The organism is Betaproteobacteria bacterium (assembly GCA_009693245.1).
Taxonomy (GTDB): Bacteria; Pseudomonadota; Gammaproteobacteria; order Burkholderiales; family SHXO01; genus SHXO01.
Genome location: SHXO01000051.1, coordinates 1 through 22,752, shown reverse-complemented (window position 1 = coordinate 22,752; position 22,752 = coordinate 1). Strand labels below are relative to the sequence as shown.

At 60.6% G+C, this 22,752-nt stretch carries 18 protein-coding genes; 12 read left to right on the top strand and 6 right to left on the bottom strand.

The window, feature by feature from the left end; genetic code table 11:
* From pqqA to EXR36_09700, 9 genes are all read left to right on the top strand, one after another.
* Window positions 1–63 (top strand): pyrroloquinoline quinone precursor peptide PqqA (gene pqqA, locus EXR36_09740; GenBank protein MSQ59900.1); only part of this gene is annotated, 63 nt, incomplete at its 5' end.
* A 111-nt stretch (window positions 64–174) separates the two neighbouring features.
* Window positions 175–1,572: a TonB-dependent receptor gene (locus tag EXR36_09735; GenBank protein MSQ59899.1), complete on the top strand. Its 1,398-nt coding sequence runs from the start codon at window positions 175–177 to the stop codon at window positions 1,570–1,572.
* A gap of 115 nt (window positions 1,573–1,687) precedes the next feature.
* Window positions 1,688–2,152, top strand: a complete 465-nt coding sequence (bfr, locus tag EXR36_09730) for a bacterioferritin (protein MSQ59898.1) — start codon at window positions 1,688–1,690, stop codon at window positions 2,150–2,152.
* A gap of 182 nt (window positions 2,153–2,334) precedes the next feature.
* A complete protein-coding gene (locus EXR36_09725; protein ID MSQ59897.1) occupies window positions 2,335–3,357 on the top strand; it encodes a patatin-like phospholipase family protein in 1,023 nt (340 codons plus the stop codon).
* Between the two features lie 6 nt (window positions 3,358–3,363).
* Complete coding sequence (locus tag EXR36_09720) at window positions 3,364–3,993, top strand: 2-hydroxychromene-2-carboxylate isomerase (protein MSQ59896.1); 630 nt, start codon at window positions 3,364–3,366, stop codon at window positions 3,991–3,993.
* Window positions 3,994–4,141: 148 nt separating this feature from the next.
* Window positions 4,142–5,542, top strand: coding sequence for a c-type cytochrome (locus EXR36_09715; protein ID MSQ59895.1), 1,401 nt, complete (start codon window positions 4,142–4,144; stop codon window positions 5,540–5,542).
* Between the two features lie 146 nt (window positions 5,543–5,688).
* Window positions 5,689–6,138 carry a (2Fe-2S)-binding protein gene (locus tag EXR36_09710; GenBank protein ID MSQ59894.1) on the top strand — a complete coding sequence of 150 codons (450 nt, stop codon included), beginning with the start codon at window positions 5,689–5,691 and terminating at the stop codon, window positions 6,136–6,138.
* A 1-nt stretch (window position 6,139) separates the two neighbouring features.
* Window positions 6,140–8,449 (top strand): xanthine dehydrogenase family protein molybdopterin-binding subunit, encoded by a 2,310-nt coding sequence (locus EXR36_09705; protein MSQ59893.1) that lies wholly within the window; start codon window positions 6,140–6,142, stop codon window positions 8,447–8,449.
* Window positions 8,450–8,643: 194 nt separating this feature from the next.
* Complete coding sequence (locus EXR36_09700) at window positions 8,644–9,558, top strand: dihydrodipicolinate synthase family protein (GenBank protein MSQ59892.1); 915 nt, start codon at window positions 8,644–8,646, stop codon at window positions 9,556–9,558.
* A 981-nt stretch (window positions 9,559–10,539) separates the two neighbouring features.
* Here EXR36_09700 and EXR36_09695 read toward each other — a convergent pair.
* The 3 genes from EXR36_09695 to EXR36_09685 form a co-directional block, all read right to left on the bottom strand.
* Window positions 10,540–12,108, bottom strand: coding sequence for a YdiU family protein (locus tag EXR36_09695; GenBank protein ID MSQ59891.1), 1,569 nt, complete (start codon window positions 12,106–12,108; stop codon window positions 10,540–10,542).
* Between the two features lie 115 nt (window positions 12,109–12,223).
* On the bottom strand, window positions 12,224–13,369 hold the full coding sequence (locus EXR36_09690; GenBank protein ID MSQ59890.1) for an alpha/beta fold hydrolase: 1,146 nt from the start codon (window positions 13,367–13,369) through the stop codon (window positions 12,224–12,226).
* Window positions 13,366–14,277: a hypothetical protein gene (locus tag EXR36_09685; GenBank protein MSQ59889.1), complete on the bottom strand. Its 912-nt coding sequence runs from the start codon at window positions 14,275–14,277 to the stop codon at window positions 13,366–13,368. The genes EXR36_09690 and EXR36_09685 overlap by 4 nt, the downstream gene beginning before the upstream one ends.
* A 225-nt stretch (window positions 14,278–14,502) precedes the next feature.
* Here EXR36_09685 and EXR36_09680 point away from each other — a divergent pair, with 225 nt between their 5' ends.
* The 3 genes from EXR36_09680 (at window position 14,503) to EXR36_09670 (ending at window position 16,899) form a co-directional block, all read left to right on the top strand.
* Window positions 14,503–16,125: an NAD(P)/FAD-dependent oxidoreductase gene (locus tag EXR36_09680; protein MSQ59888.1), complete on the top strand. Its 1,623-nt coding sequence runs from the start codon at window positions 14,503–14,505 to the stop codon at window positions 16,123–16,125.
* Window positions 16,126–16,205: 80 nt separating this feature from the next.
* The gene (locus EXR36_09675) at window positions 16,206–16,487 is read left to right on the top strand and encodes an AbrB/MazE/SpoVT family DNA-binding domain-containing protein (protein MSQ59887.1); all 282 of its coding nucleotides are present in this window, start codon (window positions 16,206–16,208) and stop codon (window positions 16,485–16,487) included.
* A gap of 19 nt (window positions 16,488–16,506) precedes the next feature.
* A complete protein-coding gene (locus tag EXR36_09670; protein ID MSQ59886.1) occupies window positions 16,507–16,899 on the top strand; it encodes a PIN domain-containing protein in 393 nt (130 codons plus the stop codon).
* On the opposite strand, the gene EXR36_09665 is transcribed toward EXR36_09670, so the two are convergent.
* The 3 genes from EXR36_09665 to EXR36_09655 form a co-directional block, all read right to left on the bottom strand.
* Window positions 16,896–17,852: a DUF808 domain-containing protein gene (locus EXR36_09665; GenBank protein MSQ59885.1), complete on the bottom strand. Its 957-nt coding sequence runs from the start codon at window positions 17,850–17,852 to the stop codon at window positions 16,896–16,898. The two genes, EXR36_09670 and EXR36_09665, sit on opposite strands and share 4 nt — an antisense overlap.
* 87 nt (window positions 17,853–17,939) lie before the next feature.
* A complete protein-coding gene (locus EXR36_09660; GenBank protein MSQ59884.1) occupies window positions 17,940–21,386 on the bottom strand; it encodes a pyruvate carboxylase in 3,447 nt (1,148 codons plus the stop codon).
* Window positions 21,387–21,609: 223 nt separating this feature from the next.
* Complete coding sequence (locus EXR36_09655) at window positions 21,610–22,611, bottom strand: integron integrase (protein MSQ59883.1); 1,002 nt, start codon at window positions 22,609–22,611, stop codon at window positions 21,610–21,612.
* Between the last annotated feature and the right edge of the window lie 141 nt (window positions 22,612–22,752).

The following is a 22,752-nucleotide window of genomic DNA, read 5'->3' as shown; positions in this document are numbered from 1 at the left end:
AAACCCCAATACACCGAAATGCGTTTTGGCTTTGAAGTGACGATGTATATTTACAACCGCTAAGCAGTTCGGTTCAAAAAAGGCCGCCCAAGGCGGCCTTTTTTTTGTGTTTTCAAAAATCCAATAGGAGACAGGCTGTGAGCAGGGGGTGGGGAATATTACGTAGGGAGTGCGTTGTGGGGTTGCTGGGGCTGGCCGTTCTGGTGCCGGTGCAAGCGCATCGAAGTTCTACGCGGGCCCTTCTCCGCGCTCTATGGCAATCATTCCGGTGGTGTCGTGCAAATCTTCACGGAGGATGGTCCCGCGGCCCCCACCCAGACGGGTTCTCTGGCGGCGGGAAGCTGGGGCACCACGCGGGCAGGCCTCAAGTTTGGAGGGCAGGCTGGCGGGCTCAATTACATCGCCAGCGCGTCTCGCTTCGATACCGATGGTTACCGCGATCATAGCGAAGCCTCGAAGGAGCAGTTCAATAGCAAGTTGCGAGTGAACTTGGGCGAGAGCGGCACGCTCACCTTCGTGCTGAATTATCTCAACGTCAACGGCGTGCAAGGCGCGCTCAAGCGCGACGAAGACAACACCGTGGATAGCTGGGGCGCGTACGCGCAAGGGGAGTTACAGATTAGCGAGCCGCTTTCCTTGAGCGCGGGTCTGCGCTTCACAAGGGTGAGTTTCGAATCTGAAGATCACTTCATCCGCGCCTCGAACACGGGGCTGTGTGCTGAGGCTGGAGCGGGAACCAATCCCGACGACAGCGGCAAGGCCGGTCATTCGGCGTGGGCTCCGGTCATCGGTGCCTTGTACCGGATCACTCCCGAACTCAACGTATATACCAACCTCTGGAGAAGCTTCGAGACCCCGACGTTAATCGAAATGGCTTATCGAACCGATGGGGGTGCCGGCCTGAATTTCGGTCTGCGGCCGTCCAAGAGCGTTTACTACGAAGTTGGGGTGAAAGCCTTGGCTGGAAAAGATACCCGCATCGATCTCGCCTTGTTCATGATCGGTACGAAGGACGAAATCGTCGTGTTTAAGAACAGCGGCGGACGGGCCACGTTTCAAAACGCGGGAGATTCTCGGCGCAAAGGCGTGGAGTTGGCGGTGGATAGCAACCTTCCCGGGGGCTTCAACGCGTTTTTTGCCGCGACGTGGCCGAACGCGGAATTTCGAGACTCCTATACGACTTGCGCCCTGACGCCATGCGCGACACCCAATGTCTTGGTGAGTGCCGGTAACAAGATTCCAGGCGTTCCTCGGACCACGCTCTATGGCGAGGTGAGTTGGAAGCTTCCGGCGGCCGGATTTAGCACGGGGCTCGAATCGCGCTGGGGGGATAAAGTATTCTCGAACGACTCCAACACAGCCGTCTCCGAGAGTTACTTCGTGATGAACCTTCGCGCTGGCTTCGAGCAGAAGCTTGGTAAGTTGGTGCTGCGCGAGTTCGCCCGCGTGGATAACCTTCTCGGCGAGCAGTACGTCAGTGCGGTCTTCGTGAACGACGCCAACAGCCGCTTTTATGCACCGGTGCCCGAGCGCGGTTATTTCGGCGGGATCACGGCCTTCTACGCCTTCTAACGCTACTTTGGAACTGCGCAAGCCCGCGGGCTTGCGCACGTAACCAATCTTGCGCACGTAACCGATCTCGCGCCCGCGACCTATAATCGCCCCGGTCTACCACTCCGGAGCGCACATGCAGGGCGATTCGCGGGTCACTGCGTTTCTTGGCCAGGTGCTCACCCACGCGCTTAGTGCCATTCAACAGCATTTCATCCATTCGTGCATGTTCCGGGCGTGGGGGCTGAACAAACTCGCGGAGTACGAGTACCAAGAGGCTATAGGCGGCATGAAATACGCCGATAAGCTCATCGGCCGGATGCTGTTTCTAGAGGTGCTGCCCAGAGTGCGGCAACCCGGCAAGCTCCACCTCGGCGAGAATGTGAGTGCATCGCTGAAGGGCGATCTGATGTTGGGGGCGCAAGCCCGAGCGCTCCTGAAGGAGGCTATCGCGCACTGCGAAACGGCGGGCGATCTCATCACGCGAGAACTTTTCGAGGACATCATGGATAGCGAAGCCGAACACCAGGAATGGATCGAAGCCCAGCTCGGTCTTATCGAGCGCACCGGCCTGCAAAGTTACCAACAATCTCAGAGTTAACGCCCATGCCAGCTCCACGCGCTACCGCCCGACATTCGTCGTGGCTTGCGCTATGCATGCTACTCGCGGCATGCACGGCGCCACAGCCGAAGCAGCAGTCCAAGACTTGTTATGATGCTCGCGCTTCGCTGGTACCCGCTTATAAAGGAGAACTCATGAAGGTCATTCTGGCATCCCTCGGGATGGTGGTAGCGTTGTCCGCAACGAGCAGTGTCTTCGCGCAGGCCAAGCCCGAGGACGCCATCGAAGTTGTTCAACCTCCCGTGGTGGCCCAGGCGCCCGCGGAGCCCGTGGCCGCGCCACCAGTCAGCGAACCTACTCCCCCGCCGTTGGTGGAGCAGCCCGCTCCCCCTCTAGTCGTGGAGCAGCCCGCGCCTCCGCCGCCGGTCGTGATTCCCCCACCCAAGATTGCCCTCGTTTTGGGAGGAGGTGCCGCCAAGGGTTTCGCGCACATCGGCGTGATCAAGGCATTGGAGTCGCAGGGCATCTTTCCCGATTTGGTGGTGGGGACGAGTGCCGGCGCCGTGGTGGGAGTGCTATGGGCGTCGGGTTACGATGGTTTTAGCCTTCAGCGCATCGCCATGGAGATGAAGGAGTCGAATTTCAGCGATTGGTCCTTGCCCAACCGAGGGTTCTTCAAGGGCGAATCCATCCGGGATTTCGTCAACCAGAAGGTTCAGCGCCGGCCGCTGGAAAAGCTCAAGCGAACCGTGGGCGTCGTCGCCACCGATTTGCAGTCCGGCGAACTCATCGTGTTTCAGCGCGGCGACGCAGGCATCGCGGTGCAAGCCTCCACCAGCGTGCCGGGCGTATTTCAGCCCGTTACCATCAGCGGCAGGGAATACGTGGATGGCGGCGTCGTGAGCCCGGTTCCCGTGAAGGTGGCGCGCAGATTGGGCGCGGACATCGTGATTGCCGTGAATATTTCAGACCGCGCCGTGCTCAAATCCGTCAAGGACATCATCGATGTCCTCCTGCAGACCTTCACCATCATGGGTGCGGCCATCGCAAGAAATGAGTTGGCCGAGGCCGATGTGATCGTTCAGCCCGATATCACCCATCTAAATTCCACGGACTTCGAAAGCCGCCACCTTGCCGTTCTCGAAGGCGAGCGCGCGGGGTATCGGGCCATTCCCGCGCTGAGGCAAAAAATCGCGGACCGGGAAGCGCGCCTTCGCGCGGTAACGCATCCCGCGCCCCGGTAGGCCGATATGATGGTAGATTGGTATTTTGATTACTTGTCGCCCTTCGTGCATTTGCAGGCGGAGGATTTCGAGCGCCGGGGCTGGCCGTTGGAGTTGCGTTGCAAGCCGGTGGTATTCGCGGGCTTGCTCAACCACTGGGGCCAACTCGGCCCGGCGGAAATTCCCGCCAAGAAGCGCTTCATCTTTCGCCAATCCCTATGGCGGGCGCACCAGATGGGAACAAGCCTGAAGGGCCCCCGGTTGCATCCCTTCCATCCCATCAAGCTGCTGCGCCTGACCATCGCCATCGATGCGACGCCGCGGCAGGTGCTGGAGATCTCCCGTTTCGTCTGGCGCGATGGCCGCGTTGCCGAAGACGATGCGGAATACCGCCAGCTCTTGCAGCGCTTAGGGGTGTCCAATGCGGATGAGCGCATCGCCTCGCCCGAGGTCAAGGCGCAATTACACCGCAACGGCGAGGAAGCCATCGCGCGCGGCGTGTTCGGCGTACCCACGCTCTACGCGGACGGGGAACTGTTCTGGGGGGAGGACGCCACCGGCATGTGCATGGCGTATTTGAAAAAGGATCCCATCTTCGCTTCCGCGCAGATGCGCGCCTTCGATTTCATCGCCGTGGGCGCGCAGAGAAAGCGCTAAATCTCCCTAGCGCGTTGATGCGCATTGACGTATCGTGGTGGTTTGGCAGGCGACCCCATGAAACCATGAAACCCCCTTACAACAAGGCACGGCGGAACCCCCATTGTTTTGCTCTGTGTCTCTTTGCCTCAGTGGTGAGGTTTTAAGTATGAAGACCTCATCTTTTCTCGGAGCCATGGCCGCCATCGCGGGCTTCACCCCCGCCATCGCGGAGAACGAAACGGCACTCAGTGCCGGTAGCTTCACATCCGCCGATCAGAGCGCCTCCGCCTATCTTGTCACCGTCTCGGTCCATGACGAGGAATTGCGCGGGCTCATCTCTTCGGGCCGCCGCATGTTCAACGAGACTTGGGTATTACCCACGGAATACACCGGCGTGTGGGGCGTGGGGCCCACCTTCAACGAGAACAGTTGTCTTCAGTGCCACGCCAGCAACGGGCGGGCGCGGGCACCGGAACATGGCGCGGCGGCCGAGAAAGGTTTACTGGTTCGCTTGAGCATCCCGGGCGCCAGCGCCGAAGGCGGGCCCAACCCGCATCCTCTTTACGGGGAGCAATTACAGAACCGCGGAGTAAAGAATCAGGTTCCCAGAGAAGGCAAGATCATCGTTCACTACGACGAAGTGGTGCGCACCTTCCCCGATGGCGAGACGGTCAAACTGCGCCGGCCGAAAATTACCATCACGGAATTGTCTTTCGGAGAGCTTGGGCAGGAGACCATGCTCTCTCCTCGCATCGCGCCCGCCCTGGTGGGTTTGGGATTGCTCGAGGCCATACCCGAGGAAACCATTCTGAATATCGCCGCGCAACAACAAGGTGTCAGCGGCGTGCCCAATTACGTCTGGGATGTGGAAGCGAAGAGCAAAGTGCTGGGCCGCTTCGGATGGAAAGCGAACCAGCCTTCCTTGCGCCAGCAGACCGCCGCCGCGTTCCATGGGGATATCGGAGCCACGTCTCCCTTGTTTCCCGCCGAGAATTGCCCGGAAGGGCAGACCCAGTGCTTGAACGGACCCACCGCCACGGGCTGTGGGGGTGGCCGGGACAAATGCACGGAGGACAATTACTGGGAAGTGCTGCCTAGCCGCTTGCGCAACGTTACCTTGTACATGCAGGCCCTTGCCGTCCCCGCGCGGCGCGCGGTAGAGCATCCTGAAGTGAAGCGAGGCGCGCTGCTGTTTACCCAAGCGCAATGCAGTGCGTGCCATGTTCCCGAGATGAAAACGGGGGCCAACACGGCCATCCCGGCGGCGGCCAACCAGATCATCAGGCCGTATACGGATTTGCTTCTGCACGATATGGGTGAGGAACTGGCCGATCACCGTCCCGATTTTCAGGCGAGCGGGAGCGAATGGCGCACGCCGCCCCTTTGGGGGCTGGGCCTACAGAAGGCGGTCAACGGCCACACGAACTTGCTGCACGATGGGCGGGCGCGCGACTTCACCGAAGCCATTTTGTGGCACGGCGGAGAGGCCAGTGCCGCGCGCGCGAAATTCATGGAAATGCCCAGGGACGAGCGCCAGGCATTGATGCGGTTCCTGGATTCGTTGTAAGAGGCCCGCGCGCGCCACATACCTTCCAGAAAGGTGTAGATTGGGAGCGCTGTAGAGTTGTATAATCGGCTCGGGCCAACTCCGTGGTGAAGGCCCGGGCCTAGACTGCGGCACCACGATCATTTCAATAATCGGAGGAATCTCAGATGGATATCAAGGTAAACAAGCAGGGTCAGTCCTTTAATGGCGACCCGAACATGCCGTTGATGTGGTACCTGCGCGACGAACTCGCGCTCACCGGTACCAAGTTTGGATGCGGTACGGGGCTGTGCGGCGCGTGCACCGTGCACGTCGATGGCAAGGCCGTACGCTCCTGCGTGACGACGATGAATGAAGTATCCGGTAAATCGGTCACCACCATCGAAGGATTGTCCAAGGATGGTAATCACCCCGTGCAAAAAGCCTGGCGCGCGGAGAATGTTCCGCAGTGCGGCTACTGCCAGCCTGGCCAGATCATGCAAGCCGCCGCCTTGATCTCGGAAAAGAAAAAACCCACCGACGCGCAAATCCTGGAAGCGATGTCCGGGAACATCTGCCGCTGCGGTTGCTACCAGCGAATTTTCACGGCTGTCAAAGCCGCCGCGAAGGAGGCCTGAAATGAACTCTGAAATCTTCAAGAATAGCAGGGCAGTCATCACCAATATCAGCCGCCGCGACATGCTCAAGGGCATCGTCTCCATGGGCGGATTGGTTGTCGCGGGCCAAATCCTTCCGCGTTCCGCCTTGGCGGCCTGGGAAACGGGTGCTGGAGGCATGACGGGCGGTGTGGTATGGGATCCGCATGTTTACGTCTCCATCGACGCTGACGGCATCGTGACCATCGTCACTCACCGTTCCGAAATGGGAACGGGCTCTCGCACCAGCTTACCCATGGTCGTGGCCGACGAAATGGAAGCCGATTGGTCCAAGGTCAGAATCACCCAGGCGCCCGGCAACGAAAAGAAATACGGTAACCAGGACACGGATGGTTCGCGCAGCATTCGCCACTTCGTCCAGCCCATGCGCGCATGCGGCGCGGCGGCCCGGCAAATGCTGGAGCAAGCCGCGGCGCTCGCTTGGGGTTGTCCCATCTCCGAAGTGAAGGCCAAGAATCATAAAGTGGTGCACACTCCCTCGGGCAAGAGCCTGGGCTACGGCGAATTGGCGGAAGCCGCGTCGCGTCTGCCCACGCCCAAGGCCGATACCCTGGTGCTCAAGGATCCGAAGGACTTCCGCTACATCGGCAAGGGCAAGGTCAAGATCACCGATATGCATGACATCACCACGGGCAAGGCCATGTACGCCCAGGACATCTCCGTTCCCGGTATGAAGTACGCGGTAATCGCGCGTCCGCCGGTGGTGTTGGGCAAGGCCGTGTCGTGGGACGCCGGTGCCGCCATGAAGGTACCGGGTGTGACCAAGGTCCTATTCATTGCCCCAACTCCCATGCCCGCGAAGTTCGCGCCGTTGGGTGGCGTGGCTGTGGTTGCAAACAGTACCTATGCCGCCATCAAGGGCCGCGAGGCCTTGAATGTGGTGTGGGAAGACGGCCCCAATGGCGCTTACGACTCCGATCAATACAAGGCGCTGCTGGCGGAGAAAGCCCGCGCGCCGGGTAAGATCGAGCGCAACGAGGGCGACATCGACAAGGCCATCGCGGGTGCAACCAAGGTCATCGAGCGCGAGTACTACATTCCGCACTTCTCCCACGCCACCATGGAGCCGCCCGCGGCCGTGGCTCGCGTCAACGGCGGTACCGCGGAAGTTTGGGCCTGCGTGCAAAGCCCCGGCGGAACGCGCGGAGACGTCGCTGCGCTTTTGGGTTTCAAGGAAGATGACGTCACCGTCAACGTTACCTTGCTGGGTGGTGGCTTCGGGCGTAAATCCAAGTGCGACTTCGCGCTGGAGGCGGCCCTCCTGTCCAGGGAAATGAACGGAGTACCCGTGAAGGTGGTGTGGACGCGCGAGGACGATATCCGCCATGCGTTCTATCACGCGGTTTCCTACCAGCATGTCACCGCTGCCATCGACAAGAACAAGAAGGTGGTGGGCTGGCGGCATCGCAGCGTGGCGCCGTCTCTCATGTCCAACTTCATGCCTGACCCCAACCGTCAAAGCAATCTGGAGTTGGGATTAGGACTCATCGACACGCCGTTCGATGTGCCCAATCTGCGCCTGGAAACGGGCGAAGCGAAATCCCATGCGCGTATCGGCTGGTTCCGTTCCGTGAACAACATTCCGCACGCTTTCGCCATGCAGTCCATGGTGGCGGAACTGGCTCACGAACTGGGACGCGATCCGAAGGATTTCCTGCTCGAAATGATCGGGCCGCCGCGTATCGTCGATCCGCGCAAGACGGTGACAGCCGAACTGTGGAACTACGGCGATCCGTACGACACTTATCCTGTCGATACCGCTCGTACTCGCAGAGTGGTCGAACTGGCGGCGTCGAAGGCAGGCTGGGGACGCAAGCTGCCAGCCGGCCGGGGCTTGGGGATCGCGGTACAGCGTAGCTTCCTGACCTATGTCGCGACGGTTGTCGAGGTCGCCGTGGATAAGGACGGTAACGTAAGCGTACCGAGGGTGGACACCGCCATCGATTGCGGTTTCGTGGTCAACCCCGAGCGCATCCAGTCGCAGATCGAAGGTGCCGCCGTGATGGGACTCTCCATCGCCAAGCTTACCCAGATCACCTTCAAGAAAGGCCGCGTGCAACAAAGTAACTTCCACGACTACCAGGTGCTAAGAATCGGCCAGGGCGCCATGGATGTTCGCACGCACATCGTGCCCGCTACCTACGACGTGCCATCGAGCGGCGTGGGGGAACCCGGCGTACCACCGTTCGCTCCGGCCTTCTGCAACGCCGTTTTCGCCGCCACGGGCAAGCGCATTCGTAACCTGCCGTTGGGCGATCAGTTGAGTACGTAATAAACAAGGCCTCCGAGCTAACCGCTCGGAGGCCTTGAGTTGGTTTTCTGATTGAAATAACCACGCCCGTTCGATTCTGAACGGGCGTTTTTCTCGAATTGTTGCGGGCAGGTCATGAACTGTGCAGGGTCTCCCCTGGCGTTACCGGGAAGCCGGCTCTAATCTAGCGTACCGAAGTTAAAAAGGACGCTTCCATGGCCACCTATCGCGGCATTTATCCCATCGCTCCCACGCCATTTACCCCCTCTGGTGATCTGGATATTGAAGGCATGCGCCGCGTGCTCGATTGCATGGTGGACCAAGGCGTGGACGGGATCTGCATCCTGGCCAATTACTCCGAGCAGTTTCTGTTGTCGGATCAGGAGCGCGACGCGCTGCTGGAGACTTGCTTATCCCACGTGGCCGGGCGGGTTCCGGTAATCGTCACATGCAGTCATTTCAGCACACGGCTGGCGGCGGAGCGCGCACGCAAGGCGGCCAAGGCCGGTGCCAAGATGCTGATGCTGATGCCGCCCTATCACGGTGCCGCTTTGCGCGCCGACGAGAAGGGCATGCTCGAACATTTCGCCAAGGTGGCCGAGGCGGCGGGCATTCCAATCATGCTTCAGGACGCGCCACTGTCCGGCGTCGCGCTCTCGATTTCGTTCCTGGTGCGACTCGCGAAGGAAGTGCCGCTGGTGCAATACTTCAAGATAGAGGTTCCTGGCACAGCCGCGAAATTACGGAGCCTCATAGAGGCTGGTGGTAAATCCATCACCGGACCCTTCGATGGCGAGGAATCCATCACACTCATGGCGGATCTGGATGCGGGGGCCACGGGCACCATGCCCAGTGCTCTGCTGCCCGATCTCATCAAGCCCGTGCTGCAACACCATGCCGCGGGCAACCGCCAAGAAGCCGCCGCTCAGTACGCGCGCATCTTGCCGCTCATCAACTACGAGAACCGCCAGTGCGGGTTACGCGCCACCAAGACGGTGATGATGGAAGGCGGTGTCATCAAGAGCGACGCCGTGCGCCATCCCCTGGAAGCGCTTCATCCAGCTACGCGCGCGGGCTTGCTGGAGTTGGCGCGAGAGGCCACTCCCCTGGCGTTGCGCTGGGGGAAGTAGCCGGATCAGACGCGCAACATCCCAAGCCTCACCCCTTATGCCAAGTCTATTTGGATGGCGGCGCCGGTGCCGGGGGCGGCGAGATCGCTTCGCGCGCGATCTCGCGCATTGGGTACACCTCCTTTACGTAGAAGTAGAAGAAGGCCAGCGACATTTGTAAATGGCGGAGTAAAAGGGAGCCATTTGGCGGCAAGGTAGGGACCAGTCTCAAAGTCTATGCTTCGGACCCCGAGACGCCATTTATGAAACAGCTCGAGCTCTTAAGCAAGATGAAAATGTCTCTGCTTGGATAAAGAAAAAACAAATCACCCCACTAAGTACAGTCCAAGAAATCAATAGCCTCAGAGCAAAGGGTAAAAGGACACCTCCCACCCAAAAGAAATCCGTAGAAGCCAAGACTTCAGTCCCAGCAAAGAAATGGAAAAGCAGCAATAAAAGAGTCCCGCTCAAGAAATAGTGGAGTGACTACAAGAAAGATTGTAGTCGCTAATCCCGGCGGTGGGGTGCGAACCTGTTGCGGTGTGGTTCTTGGTTTTTGAAAGTTTGGGGTTGGATGTTGTTGTTTATCTCCCCCTCCTGAACCGCCGAGTAACGCAGGAGCGATGGGGGCTTTCGCCGATGACTGTCCGACGGCCGCGCGCTTCATGCGCGGACTAGTTCCGCAGGCGCCCATCGCTTCGAGTAACGCAGGGTACCCCGCAAGGGGCGGTTCAGTGGGCGGCCTTTTCTTTGGTGACTTTCTTTTGGCCGCGCAAGAGAAAGTCACCAGCGGCCGGGCTGCCCCCGGCGACTTTCTCTTGCAAACGTGAAAGTGCCTATGGCAGCGAAAGCGCAAAACGCCCTGCGAGCACGCAGAAAAACGATCTACCTTTCTTCTTCCTTCGTCCGTATTCTACCGACGGCGGACTGCGATCTGCGGCTCGAAATAGTGACTTTTTCTTCGTTGAAATCGAATTTCACCTTGGTACCGGCTATGCCGACTTAGGAACTACACGATAACATCGAGCATCCGGCCCGGTCACGGGCCCAGTCGGGCCGGCGCTGCGCGAACCGTTCCTTGCCGGGTTGGTCGTCGTAGGGATGGCGTAGTACATCGAGCAATTCGTGAATGCCGGAATAGTCGCCTTGCTCCGCGCGGTCGATGGCTTGTTGCGCGAGATAGTTGCGCAGCACGTAGCGCGGATTGACCGCGTGCATGCCGGCACGCCGCTGCGCGGGCGGTAGGCCATCGCGGCGCGCGCGGGCGGCGTAGCGTGCCAGCCACTCGTTGAACTCCGGCTCGGCTTGGCGTTGCTTTTCGGCATCGTAAAACGCTTCATGCAGCGGCGTGAGGGTAGGCGCATCGAGGTTCACGTCACTCAGCACGCGAAAAAAGATCGTCATGTCCACCTCGGCCTTTTGCAGCAAAGCTTGCAGCGCGCGCATCAGTTCGGTGTCCTCGTCCGTGCATTGTGCCAAGCCAAGTTTCGCCCCCGTGTGTTCGCGGTCGGCGGCGTCGAAGGCCGCCACATAACGCTCCAGCCCGGCGTGAAGCGAATCGGCGTCGCCGAAGGCGGGCGCCAGGGCGCTCGCGAGCCGCGTGAGATTCCAATAGGCGATTTGCGGTTGCTGGCCGAAGCGGTAGCGGCGGTTTTGCGCGTCCGTGGTGTTGGGCGTCCAGTCGAGATCGAAGTCATCGATCCAGCCGTAGGGACCGTAATCGATGGTGAGTCCCAGGATGGAGAGATTGTCCGTGTTCATCACGCCGTGAACGAAACCCACGCGCATCCAATGTGCCATCAGCCGTGCCGTGCGCTCGCAGACCTGAGCGAACCATTCTGCCCGAACGTTCTCGATGGTTTCGCCTTTCTTCCCCAACTCCGGAAAGTCGCGGCGGATGGTGAACTCGACCAGCCGGCCGAGCAGCGCCACATCCTCGCGAGACGCCGGAAGTTCGAAGTTGCCAAAGCGAATGAAGGACGGCGCCACCCGGCACACGATGGCTCCCGGCTCCGGTCTGGCGCGGCCATCGTAGAACATGTCCCGGATGACATCCTCGCCCGTGGCCACCAGGCTGAGCGCGCGCGTGGTGGGCACGCCAAGGTGATGCATGGCCTCGCTGCAGAGAAACTCGCGGATGGAGGAACGCAACACGGCGCGGCCGTCGGCCGTGCGCGAGTAGGGCGTCAAGCCTGCCCCCTTGAGTTGCAACTCCCAGCGCTCGCCGGCGCTGTTGAGGGTTTCGCCCAGGGTGATGGCCCGGCCATCGCCCAACTGTCCCGCCCAATGGCCGAACTGATGACCGCCGTAATTGGCGGCGTAGGGCTCCATCCCCTCCATCAATGCATTGCCGCCGAAAATTTTCGCGAACTCGAGCGAAGCGAGCATGCTGGAATCCATGCCCAGCATCGCCGCCACCTCCGGCGAGTAGGCGATGAGCCGTGGGGCCGCCACAGGAGTAGGATCGACGCGCGAGTAAAGGGCGCCATGCACTTGCCGGCGCCTCGGTCCTATCTCGGGATCGGCGAGAAGCTCGCGTACAAAGCTATTGTCGAATCGCAATGCGGACACTGGTGGCGAAGGATAAATTAGAAGATTTCACCACAGAGGCACAAAGGAAACCAAATTCGTCACGGCAAATGGTTTTGTCTTTCTCTGTGCCTCTGTGGTGAATGTTTTTCACGTGTTAGGTTTGACTACGCAGAAACTCCACCAATAGACCGCTCACTTTCTCCGGTTGTTCCTGCTGCACCCAGTGCCCCGCGCCTTCTACGAGATGGCAGCCCACCATGTTTGTGCACGCTTTGTTTTGCATGGCCTCGAAATCTCCGGGTTTCTGAAACACGCCCCAGTCGCTCTTGCCTACGATGAAGCATGACGGGACATCGATGCGGCGCCCGGCATGGATCTCCATCTCGGCGTTGAATTTTCCGGTGGTGCGGCAGCGGTACCACTGCAAGCCGCCTTGAAATCCGTTGCGCTCATATTCCGCGGTGTAGACGGCGAGCGCGTCCTCCGGCAGCCACTTGCAGGCGGCGATTTGCGCGGCGGAAGGCATTTCCGGCGCGACGCTCTGCGCCATGCCTAAGTCACGGTCCATGATGTAGTAAGTGGGCAGCTTCGCCAATTCCGTTGCGGACCACGCTTTGAGCGGGAAGGGCAGGTTACCCTTCCAATCCGCGCTCTTGTAGTGGTAATAGGCTCGCAGAAAGGCATGCAGGCCTTGGGGCGCGTGCCACATGTTGTCATTGGCCTCGCGCGTGGAGTAATACCAATGGTAGTGCTTGCGCGGGCGCTCGAGCGCGGCCAGATCCTCATGAAAATTGCTCGCGGCGGATTTCTCTCGATAAGGTTCGTTGGCGGGGTTGAACGCAATGGGCGGCGGCCCTCCGAAAGGCGCGCTCATCATCACCACGGAGCGAAAGATGTCTGGCCGCAACAGCGCACACCACGCCGCCACGGGAGAGCCGAAGTCGTGGCCCACCACGGCCGCCGCGCTGCGCTTCCCCACCGCGAACAGCAGGCCCAGCGTGTCGCGCACGATGTTGAGCATGCGAAAAGAGCCCAGATCGCCGTCGTAACTGGCGTCCCAGCCCGTGGTGCGGCCGTATCCGCGTTGGTCGGGCGCGATCACGTGATAGCCGGCTTGCGCGAGGGGCAGCATCACGTTGCGCCAACTGTAGGCCAGCTCCGGAAATCCATGCAGGAGCAACACGCACGGACTGCCTTCTGCGCCAGCCTCCAAGACATGCATGTTCAAGCCGTTGCGGTTGTCCACGAAGCGCGAGCGGATGCCATGGGGCAGGGCGGCGGTGTAACCGGCTTTGATCATCGGTGAACCGGTTCCTCGAAACGAAAGCCCATGGTGCGGCAGTGATAGTGGATGCCGCCGTCTTGCACGATCAACCAATGCGCCAGCGCGTCGCTGTCATTGTGGTGGGAATGCACGCTGGTGGGCGGAGTCACCATGGTGATGTAGGGCGACCAGCTCTTGGCGGTACCGTTTACTTTCGAGTAGCAGCGGTCTCCCTCAATGGCGAGCGATACCGCCACCGAGTTATGACTATGGGCGGATTGAATGCTGCGCGGGGCCAATTGGTTCATGGCCAGCGTGAGGGTAGGGGATATGTTGCGACGGCCCTCCAAGCGCTCCGACGAGAACACGACCGCGAGACCCGCCACCGGTTGCCCGCTCAGTTTGGCGCGCGCGAGGCTGAGTTCTTCCGTGATGGTGGCTGCGGGAAAGTGCGCCGCTTCCACCAGCGCATTCTCGGACGGGGGAGGTATTACGCGCTCGAAGGCGAGTTCCGGTTCATTGGTGACAATCCACAACACGCTGTCGCGCTCGGCGCTGGTCAGTTCAAAGGCGCGCCCTCCGGGGAGCGAGAAGACATCGCCCCGGCTCCAGCCGATAACGTCATTCCCCTGCGTGACCTGGCCTGACCCCTCGATCACATAGGCCAGCACCGTACTGGCGCAAGGGTTGAGCGCCAGTGCATCGCGCGCACGGATGCGCGCATAGGACGCCAAGACCAGGGGCGATGTGGCCGGAAAATCGAGCCCCATGGCCGCGCTCTGGTCGCAGGCAATGATGCGTGTGCCGGTGGCCGAGTTAAGTGCGTCATCGCGCTCGGCCGTGAAGGTGGCAGCGGGCACATCGGAGTAGACGATGTTAAAGGCGTTGCCTGAATCGAAGTAACGCGCCCGGCGCGTATAGGCGGTGTGCGTCGTGGTGGTCATGGGTCTTGTTCCTCTCTCGCGTCGTGGCTATGAAGCTATTTACTTGTAACTCTTCCCTCATCCCCATCCCTTCTCCCGTGGGGAGAAGGGAGCGTCGTGCTCCCCGCCCGGGCGGGGAGACATTATGATGAGTGGGGCATTGTAAGCGCTCGCCGCCGCCAGCCCCATGCCCGGCCCATGGCAATATACCGTCTTTGCAATTTGCGCAACCCTGAAGGGATTTGTATGTCCGGCTCACAGCACAAATCATCCTCGGACGCCGAACTCGATGCGGTGATCGTCGGCGCCGGCTTCGCCGGCATGTACATGCTGCACCGTTTGCGCGGCCTGGGATTCCGGGTGCGGGTGTTCGAGGCGGGCAGTGGAGTAGGGGGCACCTGGTATTGGAACCGCTATCCTGGCGCGCGCTGCGACATCGAGAGCATGGAGTACTCCTTCCAGTTCTCCGGCGACCTCCAGCAGGAATGGGATTGGTCCGAGCGTTACGCCACGCAACCCGAGATTTTGCGCTACGCCAACTACGTGGCGGACCGCTTCGATCTGCGGCGCGACATCCAATTCGAAACACGTATCGAATCCGCCGTGTTCGATGAGCAAGGCAGGCGCTGGAGTTTGGAAACTTCGGATCGCACCCGCGCGAGCGCGCGCTTTTGCATCATGGCCACGGGCTGCCTGTCCTCGGCCAATACGCCCAAGCTAGCGGGGCTGGATAGCTTTGCCGGCCACACTTATCACACAGGCCGGTGGCCCCACGAGGATGTGAGTTTCACCGGCCAGCGGGTGGGCATCGTCGGCACGGGTTCATCGGCCATCCAAGCCATTCCCATCATCGCCGAGCAGGCCGCGCATCTCTACGTCTTTCAGCGCACGCCAAACTATTCCGTGCCCGCTCACAACGCGCCCTTGGATCCCGAGGTCCGGCGGCAAGTGAAGATGAACTACAAGCGGTTGCGCGACGAGGGCAAGCAAAGCCCCAACGGCGTGTGGTCCTTCCGCTTCAACTCCGCGCGTGCCTTGCAAACCACGGCGGAGGATAGGCGCAGGGAGTTCGAGGAGCGCTGGGCCCACGGCGGCGTGTCCTTCATGGGCGCCTACGCCGATCTCATGTTCGAACCCGAAGCCAACGCCACCGCCGCGGATTTCGTGCGCGGCAAGATTCGCGAGATCGTGCGCGATCCCCAGGTGGCCGAGGCGCTCATGCCTCGCTACGTGATTGGTTGCAAGCGCCTGTGCGTGGACACGGGCTACTTCGCCACTTTCAACCGCCCGAACGTCACGCTGGTGGACATCAGCGCTTCACCGATCGAAGCGATCACGCCGCATGCGGTCAAGGCCCTGGGTCGCGAGTACGCCATCGACGCACTCGTTCTCGCCACGGGCTTCGACGCCATGACCGGCGCGCTTACCAGCATCGATATTCGCGGGCGCGGCGGCAAGAGCTTGAAGGAGAAGTGGCGGGCCGGACCGAGAAATTATCTTGGCCTCTCCACGGAAGGTTTTCCGAACTTCTTCACCATCACAGGCCCAGGAAGCCCGTCGGTGTTCACCAACATGATTCCTTCCATCGAGCAACACGTGGATTGGGTGACCGAGTGTTTGCGCCACATGCGGGAGAAGGGCATTGCGCTCATTGAGCCTGTGCGCGAGGCCGAAGACCAGTGGGTGAACCACGTCAACGAAGTGGCAGACGCTCATCTGCGCTCGGCTTGCAACTCGTGGTACATCGGCGCCAACATTCCAGGCAAGCAGCGCGTGTTCATGCCTTACATCGGAGGATTTCCCGCCTACCAGAAAAAGTGCAAGGAAGTGGTGGCGGCGGGGTACGAGGGGTTTGCGCTTTCAGGGTAGACCCACGGAAGGAGCGCTGCCGCGTGTTTGACTTGAAGTGTAGGCATTGATAGCATTCCTTACTCTTCGTAAGGAACTAGATGCCCACGGCAACGCTTACCAGTAAAGGCCAAATTACGGTCCCTCAAGCCGTACGGGAACAACTCGGTCTGCATTCCGGCGATAAGGTGGATTTTGTCGCGGATGAAAGCGGGGGTTTCAAAATGATCCAGCTGCGTAAGGATGTCACGGTTCTAAGAGGCCGTTTTGCCGGCCGCGCCGTTCGGCGGATTAGTGTGCAGGACATGGATGGCGCTATCGAGGCGGAAGCCGCTGAGCGGTTAGTTAGAAGTACCGGTCCGGCGCGCCGCCGGGCAAAGTGATCACGTTGCGAAGATTCCCTTGACCGGGCTCGATTCCAACGTATTGGTGCGCTATCTTGCGCAAGACGATGCGATTCAATCCGCGCGGGCGGTTCGCCTCATCGAGAGCGAGCTTAACGAGCGCGAGCCCGGCTATATCAGTCTGGTGGTCTTGGTCGAAACGTGCTGGGTTCTTAAACGGCTCTACGGCGCTACTTCCAAGGATCTGATTGAAACAGTCCGCGATTTGCTCGATATCAGGCAGTTCTCCGTGGAGCGCCGGCCTTGTGTGTCCAATACCTTGGCAAAGCCCGGAGACGGAAGTGGCGACCTCGCTGACGCGATTATCACGGAATTGGCGCTGGAAGCCGGCTGTGAGCGGATCGTTACTTTCGACAAGAGCGCGGCGAAACTTGGTATGTCTTTGCTCTAACCTAGAGGTTTAACGGGCGGGTGCGATTTGACTCGTCCCATTAACCGCGCGCCCGCGCTCACAAACGCCAGCGCGATGGCGCCCGCGATGATTCCCGCCAGCGCATCGAGCACATGGGGCGCGAGCGCGCCTAAAAATCCCCCAGCGCCGGGGAGAGTGCTCACGCGCACGCTAAGATCTTCGATCAGATGATGCAAAGCCGGAATGCCGTGCGTGAGGATGCCCCCGCCCACTAGAAACATGGCGGCGGTGCCCGCCACCGAAAGCGTTTTCATCAAATAAGGCGCGGTGCGCAGGATCAGCTTGCCCAACGCGGTCTGAATCGCATGGCCTCTCTGGCTAAGGTAAAGCCCGGCATCGTCCAGCTTCACGATGCCCGACACGAGACCGTAGACGCCCACCGTCATGATAAGGGCGATTCCCGAAAGCACCGCCACTCGCGTGCCGAAGGATGCGCTCGCCACGGTGCCCAAGGTGATGGCGATGATTTCCGCCGAGAGCACGAAATCGGTTCGCACGGCGCCGCGAATCTTGTCTTTCTCCAGGGCAACCATATCAACCTTCGGGTCTGCCACCGCGAGAACCAGCGCGGCGTGGGCGTGATCGTCTTCTTTCTTGCTGTGCAAGAGCTTGTGCGCCAGTTTCTCCGCGCCTTCGTAGCACAAGAACGCGCCACCTATCATCAGCAGCGGCGGCACCGCCCAGGGCGCGAGTGCACTGATGGCGAGAGCGGCCGGCACGAGAATGAGCTTGTTCTTGAAGGAGCCTTTGGCCACCGCCCACACCACGGGCAGCTCGCGGTCGGCATGCACGCCCGCCACTTGCTGCGCGTTGAGCGCGAGATCATCCCCCAGTACGCCACTGGTCTTCTTGGCCGCCACCTTGGTGAGGATTGCCACATCGTCCAGAATGGTGGCGATGTCGTCTATCAGCGCTAGCAGGCTGCTGGCCATGAACTCATGCTCCTCGTGGGATGTAGGATTGTCTAACCGTTCGGGCTGAGCGCAGTCGAAGCCCTCGGGCTCGCCGGCAGATGCGGGCTAGGCCAGCTCCACAAGCAAGTCCTTAGCCGCCACCACATCGCCCGGCTTGGCGTGCACGGCCTTGACGGTGGCGTCGCGTTCGGCGCGAATGATACTTTCCATCTTCATGGCTTCGATGGACACGAGCGGATCGCCTTTTTTCACCGGTTGGCCCGCCTTCACCGCCACGGTGACGACGTTGCCGGGCATGGGCGCGCCCATGTGCGCTGAATTGGAATCCTCGGCCTTGGCGCGCGGCTTGTGCACCGCCGCCACGCCCGTCTTCGGAATGCGTAGGGGCCGGCCTTGGCCATTCAATTCGAAGAACAGCCGCACATGGCCTTCCTCGTCCACGCCGGAGCGGCCTTGCAATCGAATCATGAGCGTCTTGCCGCGGTCGATCTCGATGCCGGCGTCTTCGCCATCGGCCATGCCGTTGAAGAAGGTGGGCGTTGGCAACACCGAGACATCGTCGTATTTGCGGTGGTGCTCGGCGAACTCGCGAAACACCTTTGGGTACATGAGATAGGAGGCGAGGTCCGTGTCGTTCACCTTGCGTCCCACGGCGTGTTCTGCCTCGCTACGAACCGCCTCCAGATCCGCGGGTGGCAGATGCGCGCCGGCGCGCCCGGCGATGGGCGCGGCACCCTTGAGCACTTTGTGCGTGATGTCCCTGGGGAATCCATCTGGCGGAAATCCCAACTCGCCGCGCATCATGGACACCACGGATTCTGGAAAAGCGATTTCGCGGTTGGGGTCGCGCACATCCTCCGGCGATAAATCATTGGCCACCATGAACAGCGCTAAATCGCCCACGACTTTCGAGGTGGGCGTGACCTTTACGATGTCGCCAAACAAAAGATTCACTTGCGCGTAAGCCTTCGCTACTTCTGGCCAGCGGTGGTCCAGGCCCATGGCGCGTGCCTGTTCGCGCAAGTTGGTGTATTGCCCGCCGGGCATTTCGTGCAGATACACATCCGAAGTGCCCGCGCGCATGTCAGCCTCGAAGGGCGCGTAATAGCGGCGCACACTCTCCCAATAGCGCGAAAGGGATTTCATCGCATCCAGATCCAAGCCCGCGTCGCGCTCGCTACCTTGCAGCGCCGCCACGATGGAACCCAGATTAGGCTGGGAGGTGAGCCCGCTCATGGAATCGAGCGCGCCATCCACGGCGTCGCAGCCGGCATCTATGGCGGCCAGCACGCTCGCGGCCCCGATGCCGCTGGTGTCGTGGGTGTGGAAGTGAATGGGTAGGCCAACTTCCTCCTTCAGCGCCTTCACCAAAGCTGCCGCCGCGCGCGGCCGGCACACACCGGCCATGTCCTTGATGCCCAGCACGTGGGCGCCTGCCTTTTCCAGTTCCTTCGCCATGGAGACGTAATACTTCAAGTCGTATTTGGGGCGCGCGGAATCGAACACATCGCTCGTGTAGCATACCGCCGCTTCGCACAAGCCGCCGGCTTCGCGCACGGCGTCCATGGCCACGCGCATGTTCTCCACCCAGTTCAAGGAGTCGAAAACGCGGAAGACATCCACGCCGTTCTTGGCCGCCTGTTGCACGAAGTAGCGCACCACGTTGTCGGGATAGTTGGTGTAACCCACGGCATTGGAGGCACGCAACAACATCTGGAGCAAAATGTTCGGTACCGCCGCGCGCAATTTCACCAGGCGGTCCCAAGGGTCTTCCTTCAAGAAGCGCAAGGCCACGTCGAAGGTGGCGCCGCCCCAGCACTCCAAGGAAAACAGCTCCGGCAGCATGCGCGCGTAGTAGGGCGCGATGGGCAGCATGTCGCGCGTGCGCATGCGGGTGGCGAACAGCGATTGGTGCGCGTCGCGTAGAGTCGTGTCCGTGAGCAGCACTCGCTTGTGTGCCTTCATCCATTCCGCGAATTTCTCGGGCCCCAGCTCCTTGAGCTTATCGCGCGTGCCCGCGGGCGGCTCTTGCGTCATGTCAATGCGCGGCAAGGGGGCGGGCTCCGGCCGCGCATCGCTGGCGCCTCGCCGCTTCATTTCCGGGTTGCCGTTCACCGCGATCTCGCCGATGAAGCGCAGTAACTTGGTGGCGCGGTCGCGGCGCTTGGTGAAGCGGAACAACTCCGGTGTTTCATCGATGAAGCGCGTGATGCATTCGCCGGAGGCGAACTGCTCGTGGCCGATCACGTTCTCCAGGAACTGCAGGTTGCTGGACAGTCCCCGGATGCGAAACTCGCGCAGCGCCCGGTCCATGCGCGCGATGGCCTCTTCCTTCGTATGCCCCCAGGAGGTGACCTTCACCAGCAGCGAATCGTAGAAAGGCGTGATCACCGCGCCGCCGTATGCCGTGCCGGCATCCAGCCGAATGCCGAAGCCAGCCGCGCTGCGGTAAGCGGACAATCGTCCGTAATCCGGCATGAAGCTGTTCTCCGGATCCTCCGTCGTCACCCGGCATTGCAAGGCGTGGCCATTCAGGCGCACGTCCTCCTGCCTGGGAACGAAGGAATCCGCGTCGCCGATGCGCGCGCCCTCGCTGATGCGGATTTGCGCCTTCACGATATCCACGCCGGTGACCTCCTCGGTGACCGTGTGTTCCACCTGAATGCGCGGATTCACCTCGATGAAATACACCAAGCCCGTATCCGCGTCCATGAGAAATTCCACCGTGCCCGCATGCGTGTAATGCGCCGCGCGCGCGAGCTTGAGGGCGGACTCGCACAGCGCCGCGCGCTGCGCATCGTTCAAGTACGGGGCCGGTGCGCGCTCCACCACTTTTTGGTTGCGCCTCTGCACCGTGCAATCGCGCTCGAACAAATGCACGATCTGCCCATGGGCATCGCCCATCACCTGCACCTCCACGTGGCGTGCGCGCCGCACCAGCTTCTCCAGATACATCTCGGCATTGCCGAAGGCGGCGAGCGCTTCGCGGCGGGCAACCTCAAGGTTTGCCGTTAGATCCGCCTCGGTTTCGATCACCCGCATGCCGCGCCCGCCCCCGCCCCAGCTCGCCTTCAGCATGAAGGGGTAACCCAACGGAACCGCCATGCGCTTGGCTTCCTCGATGTCGTGGGGCAGCGCAGCGGTGGCCGGTACCACGGCCACGCCTACCTTCTGCGCCAGTTCGCGCGCGGCGACCTTGTTCCCCAGCAGGCGCATCACCTGCGGCTTGGGGCCGATGAACGTAATCCCCGCCTTGGCGCAGGCCTCGGCGAAATCCGGATTCTCCGAGAGAAATCCGTAACCCGGATGAATGGCATCCACCTTCGCCTCACGTGCGATGCGCACGATGTCACCGATATCCAGATAGGCATGGATAGGTTTCTTTCCCGCACCCACAAGGTAACTCTCATCGGCCTTGAAGCGGTGCAACGCGAACCGGTCTTCGTTGGAAAAAATCGCCACCGTGCGAATACCCATTTCCGCGGCGGCACGCATAACGCGGATGGCGATCTCGGAACGGTTGGCGACAAGTAAGCTGCGAATGGATTTCACGGTAGACCCTTGACGAGGCGAAGTTCGCCCAAAAAAGGCGAATGGTAACCGGGAAATAACGCGGCGCAGCAAGAACGAGGTGGTGAGGCTGATTAGATTGCCGTTCGCGGTGGGAGCGTGGCGTGGTACTGCTGTTCAGATTGCCGTTCGCGGTGAGCTTGTCGAACCGCCCAAGGACGGCCCGGGTGCCTTGGCCGCGCAATTCCTCTAACCCTTTTGTCCCTTAGAGCCTGTCCAGAGGACTGAGCACCCCTTTACCGCCGCGATTGAGGACGTGGGTGTATATCATCGTGGTACTCATATCGCTATGGCCCAAGAGTTCTTGCGCCGTCCTGATGTCGTAGCCGGATTGAAGTAGGTGAGTTGCGAACGAATGCCGAAGCGTGTGCGGGGTAGCCGGCTTGTTAATCCCGGATTCCCTCAGAGCTTGCTGCATTGCCCGTTGAATCGGTTTCTCGTCCGCATGATGCCGGCGTTTCACGCCCGACCGAGGGTCAATGGATAACCTGGCCGAAGGGAAGGAGTACTGCCAATACCATTCTTTTCCTGCGTTAGGGTACTTTCTGGCAAGCGCGTAGGGTAGAAATACGTCCCCAAATCCGGCGGCGAGATCTTCCTGGTGCAACTCCTTGACTCGCGTGAGGTGAAGCTTCAACGGCTCCGCCAAGTTCGCCGGCATCATGGTGACCCGGTCTTTCGCTCCTTTTCCATCGCGTACCAAAATTTCCAAGCGCTCAAAGTCCAAGTCTTTGACCCGTAGCCTCAGCGCCTCCATGATACGTAAGCCGGTTCCATAGAGCAGTTTCACGATGAGTGCCGGGCTCCCTCTTAGGCGGCCAAGTAGCGAGCTGACTTCCGCTGGGGTAAGTACCACTGGTAAGCGCTGTGATTTCTTGGCCGAAGTTACCCCGTCCAACCAAGGCAGTTCCACATCAAGCACTTCGCGATACAGGAATAACAAGGCGCTCTTGGCTTGATTCTGCGTTGAGGCGGACACCCGCCGCTTGTCAGCCAAGTACGTCAAGAATGCTTCGACTTCCACGGCCCCAAGATCCCGAGGGTGGCGCTTGTTATGGAAAAGAACAAAGCGGCGAATCCAGTCAACGTAGGCCACTTCGGTTCTAATACTGTAGTGCTTAACGCGGATGCGGGCGCGTACCTGCCCCAGCAAAGTGGGAGGGCTCGGGCTGGATCCAAAGGTGCTATTGACAGGTGTGTTTGGCATGGAGTCGTTTCTAATACAAGAATGAGTCTGAGCAAAGATGGTTTTGGGTTTTTGGGGTGATTTATTTCAAAACTGGCTGAGTGGCTGTGGAGCTTGTGGGAAGAGGGGAGTGCGGTGGATAACGGGTTCATCGTTATCCAC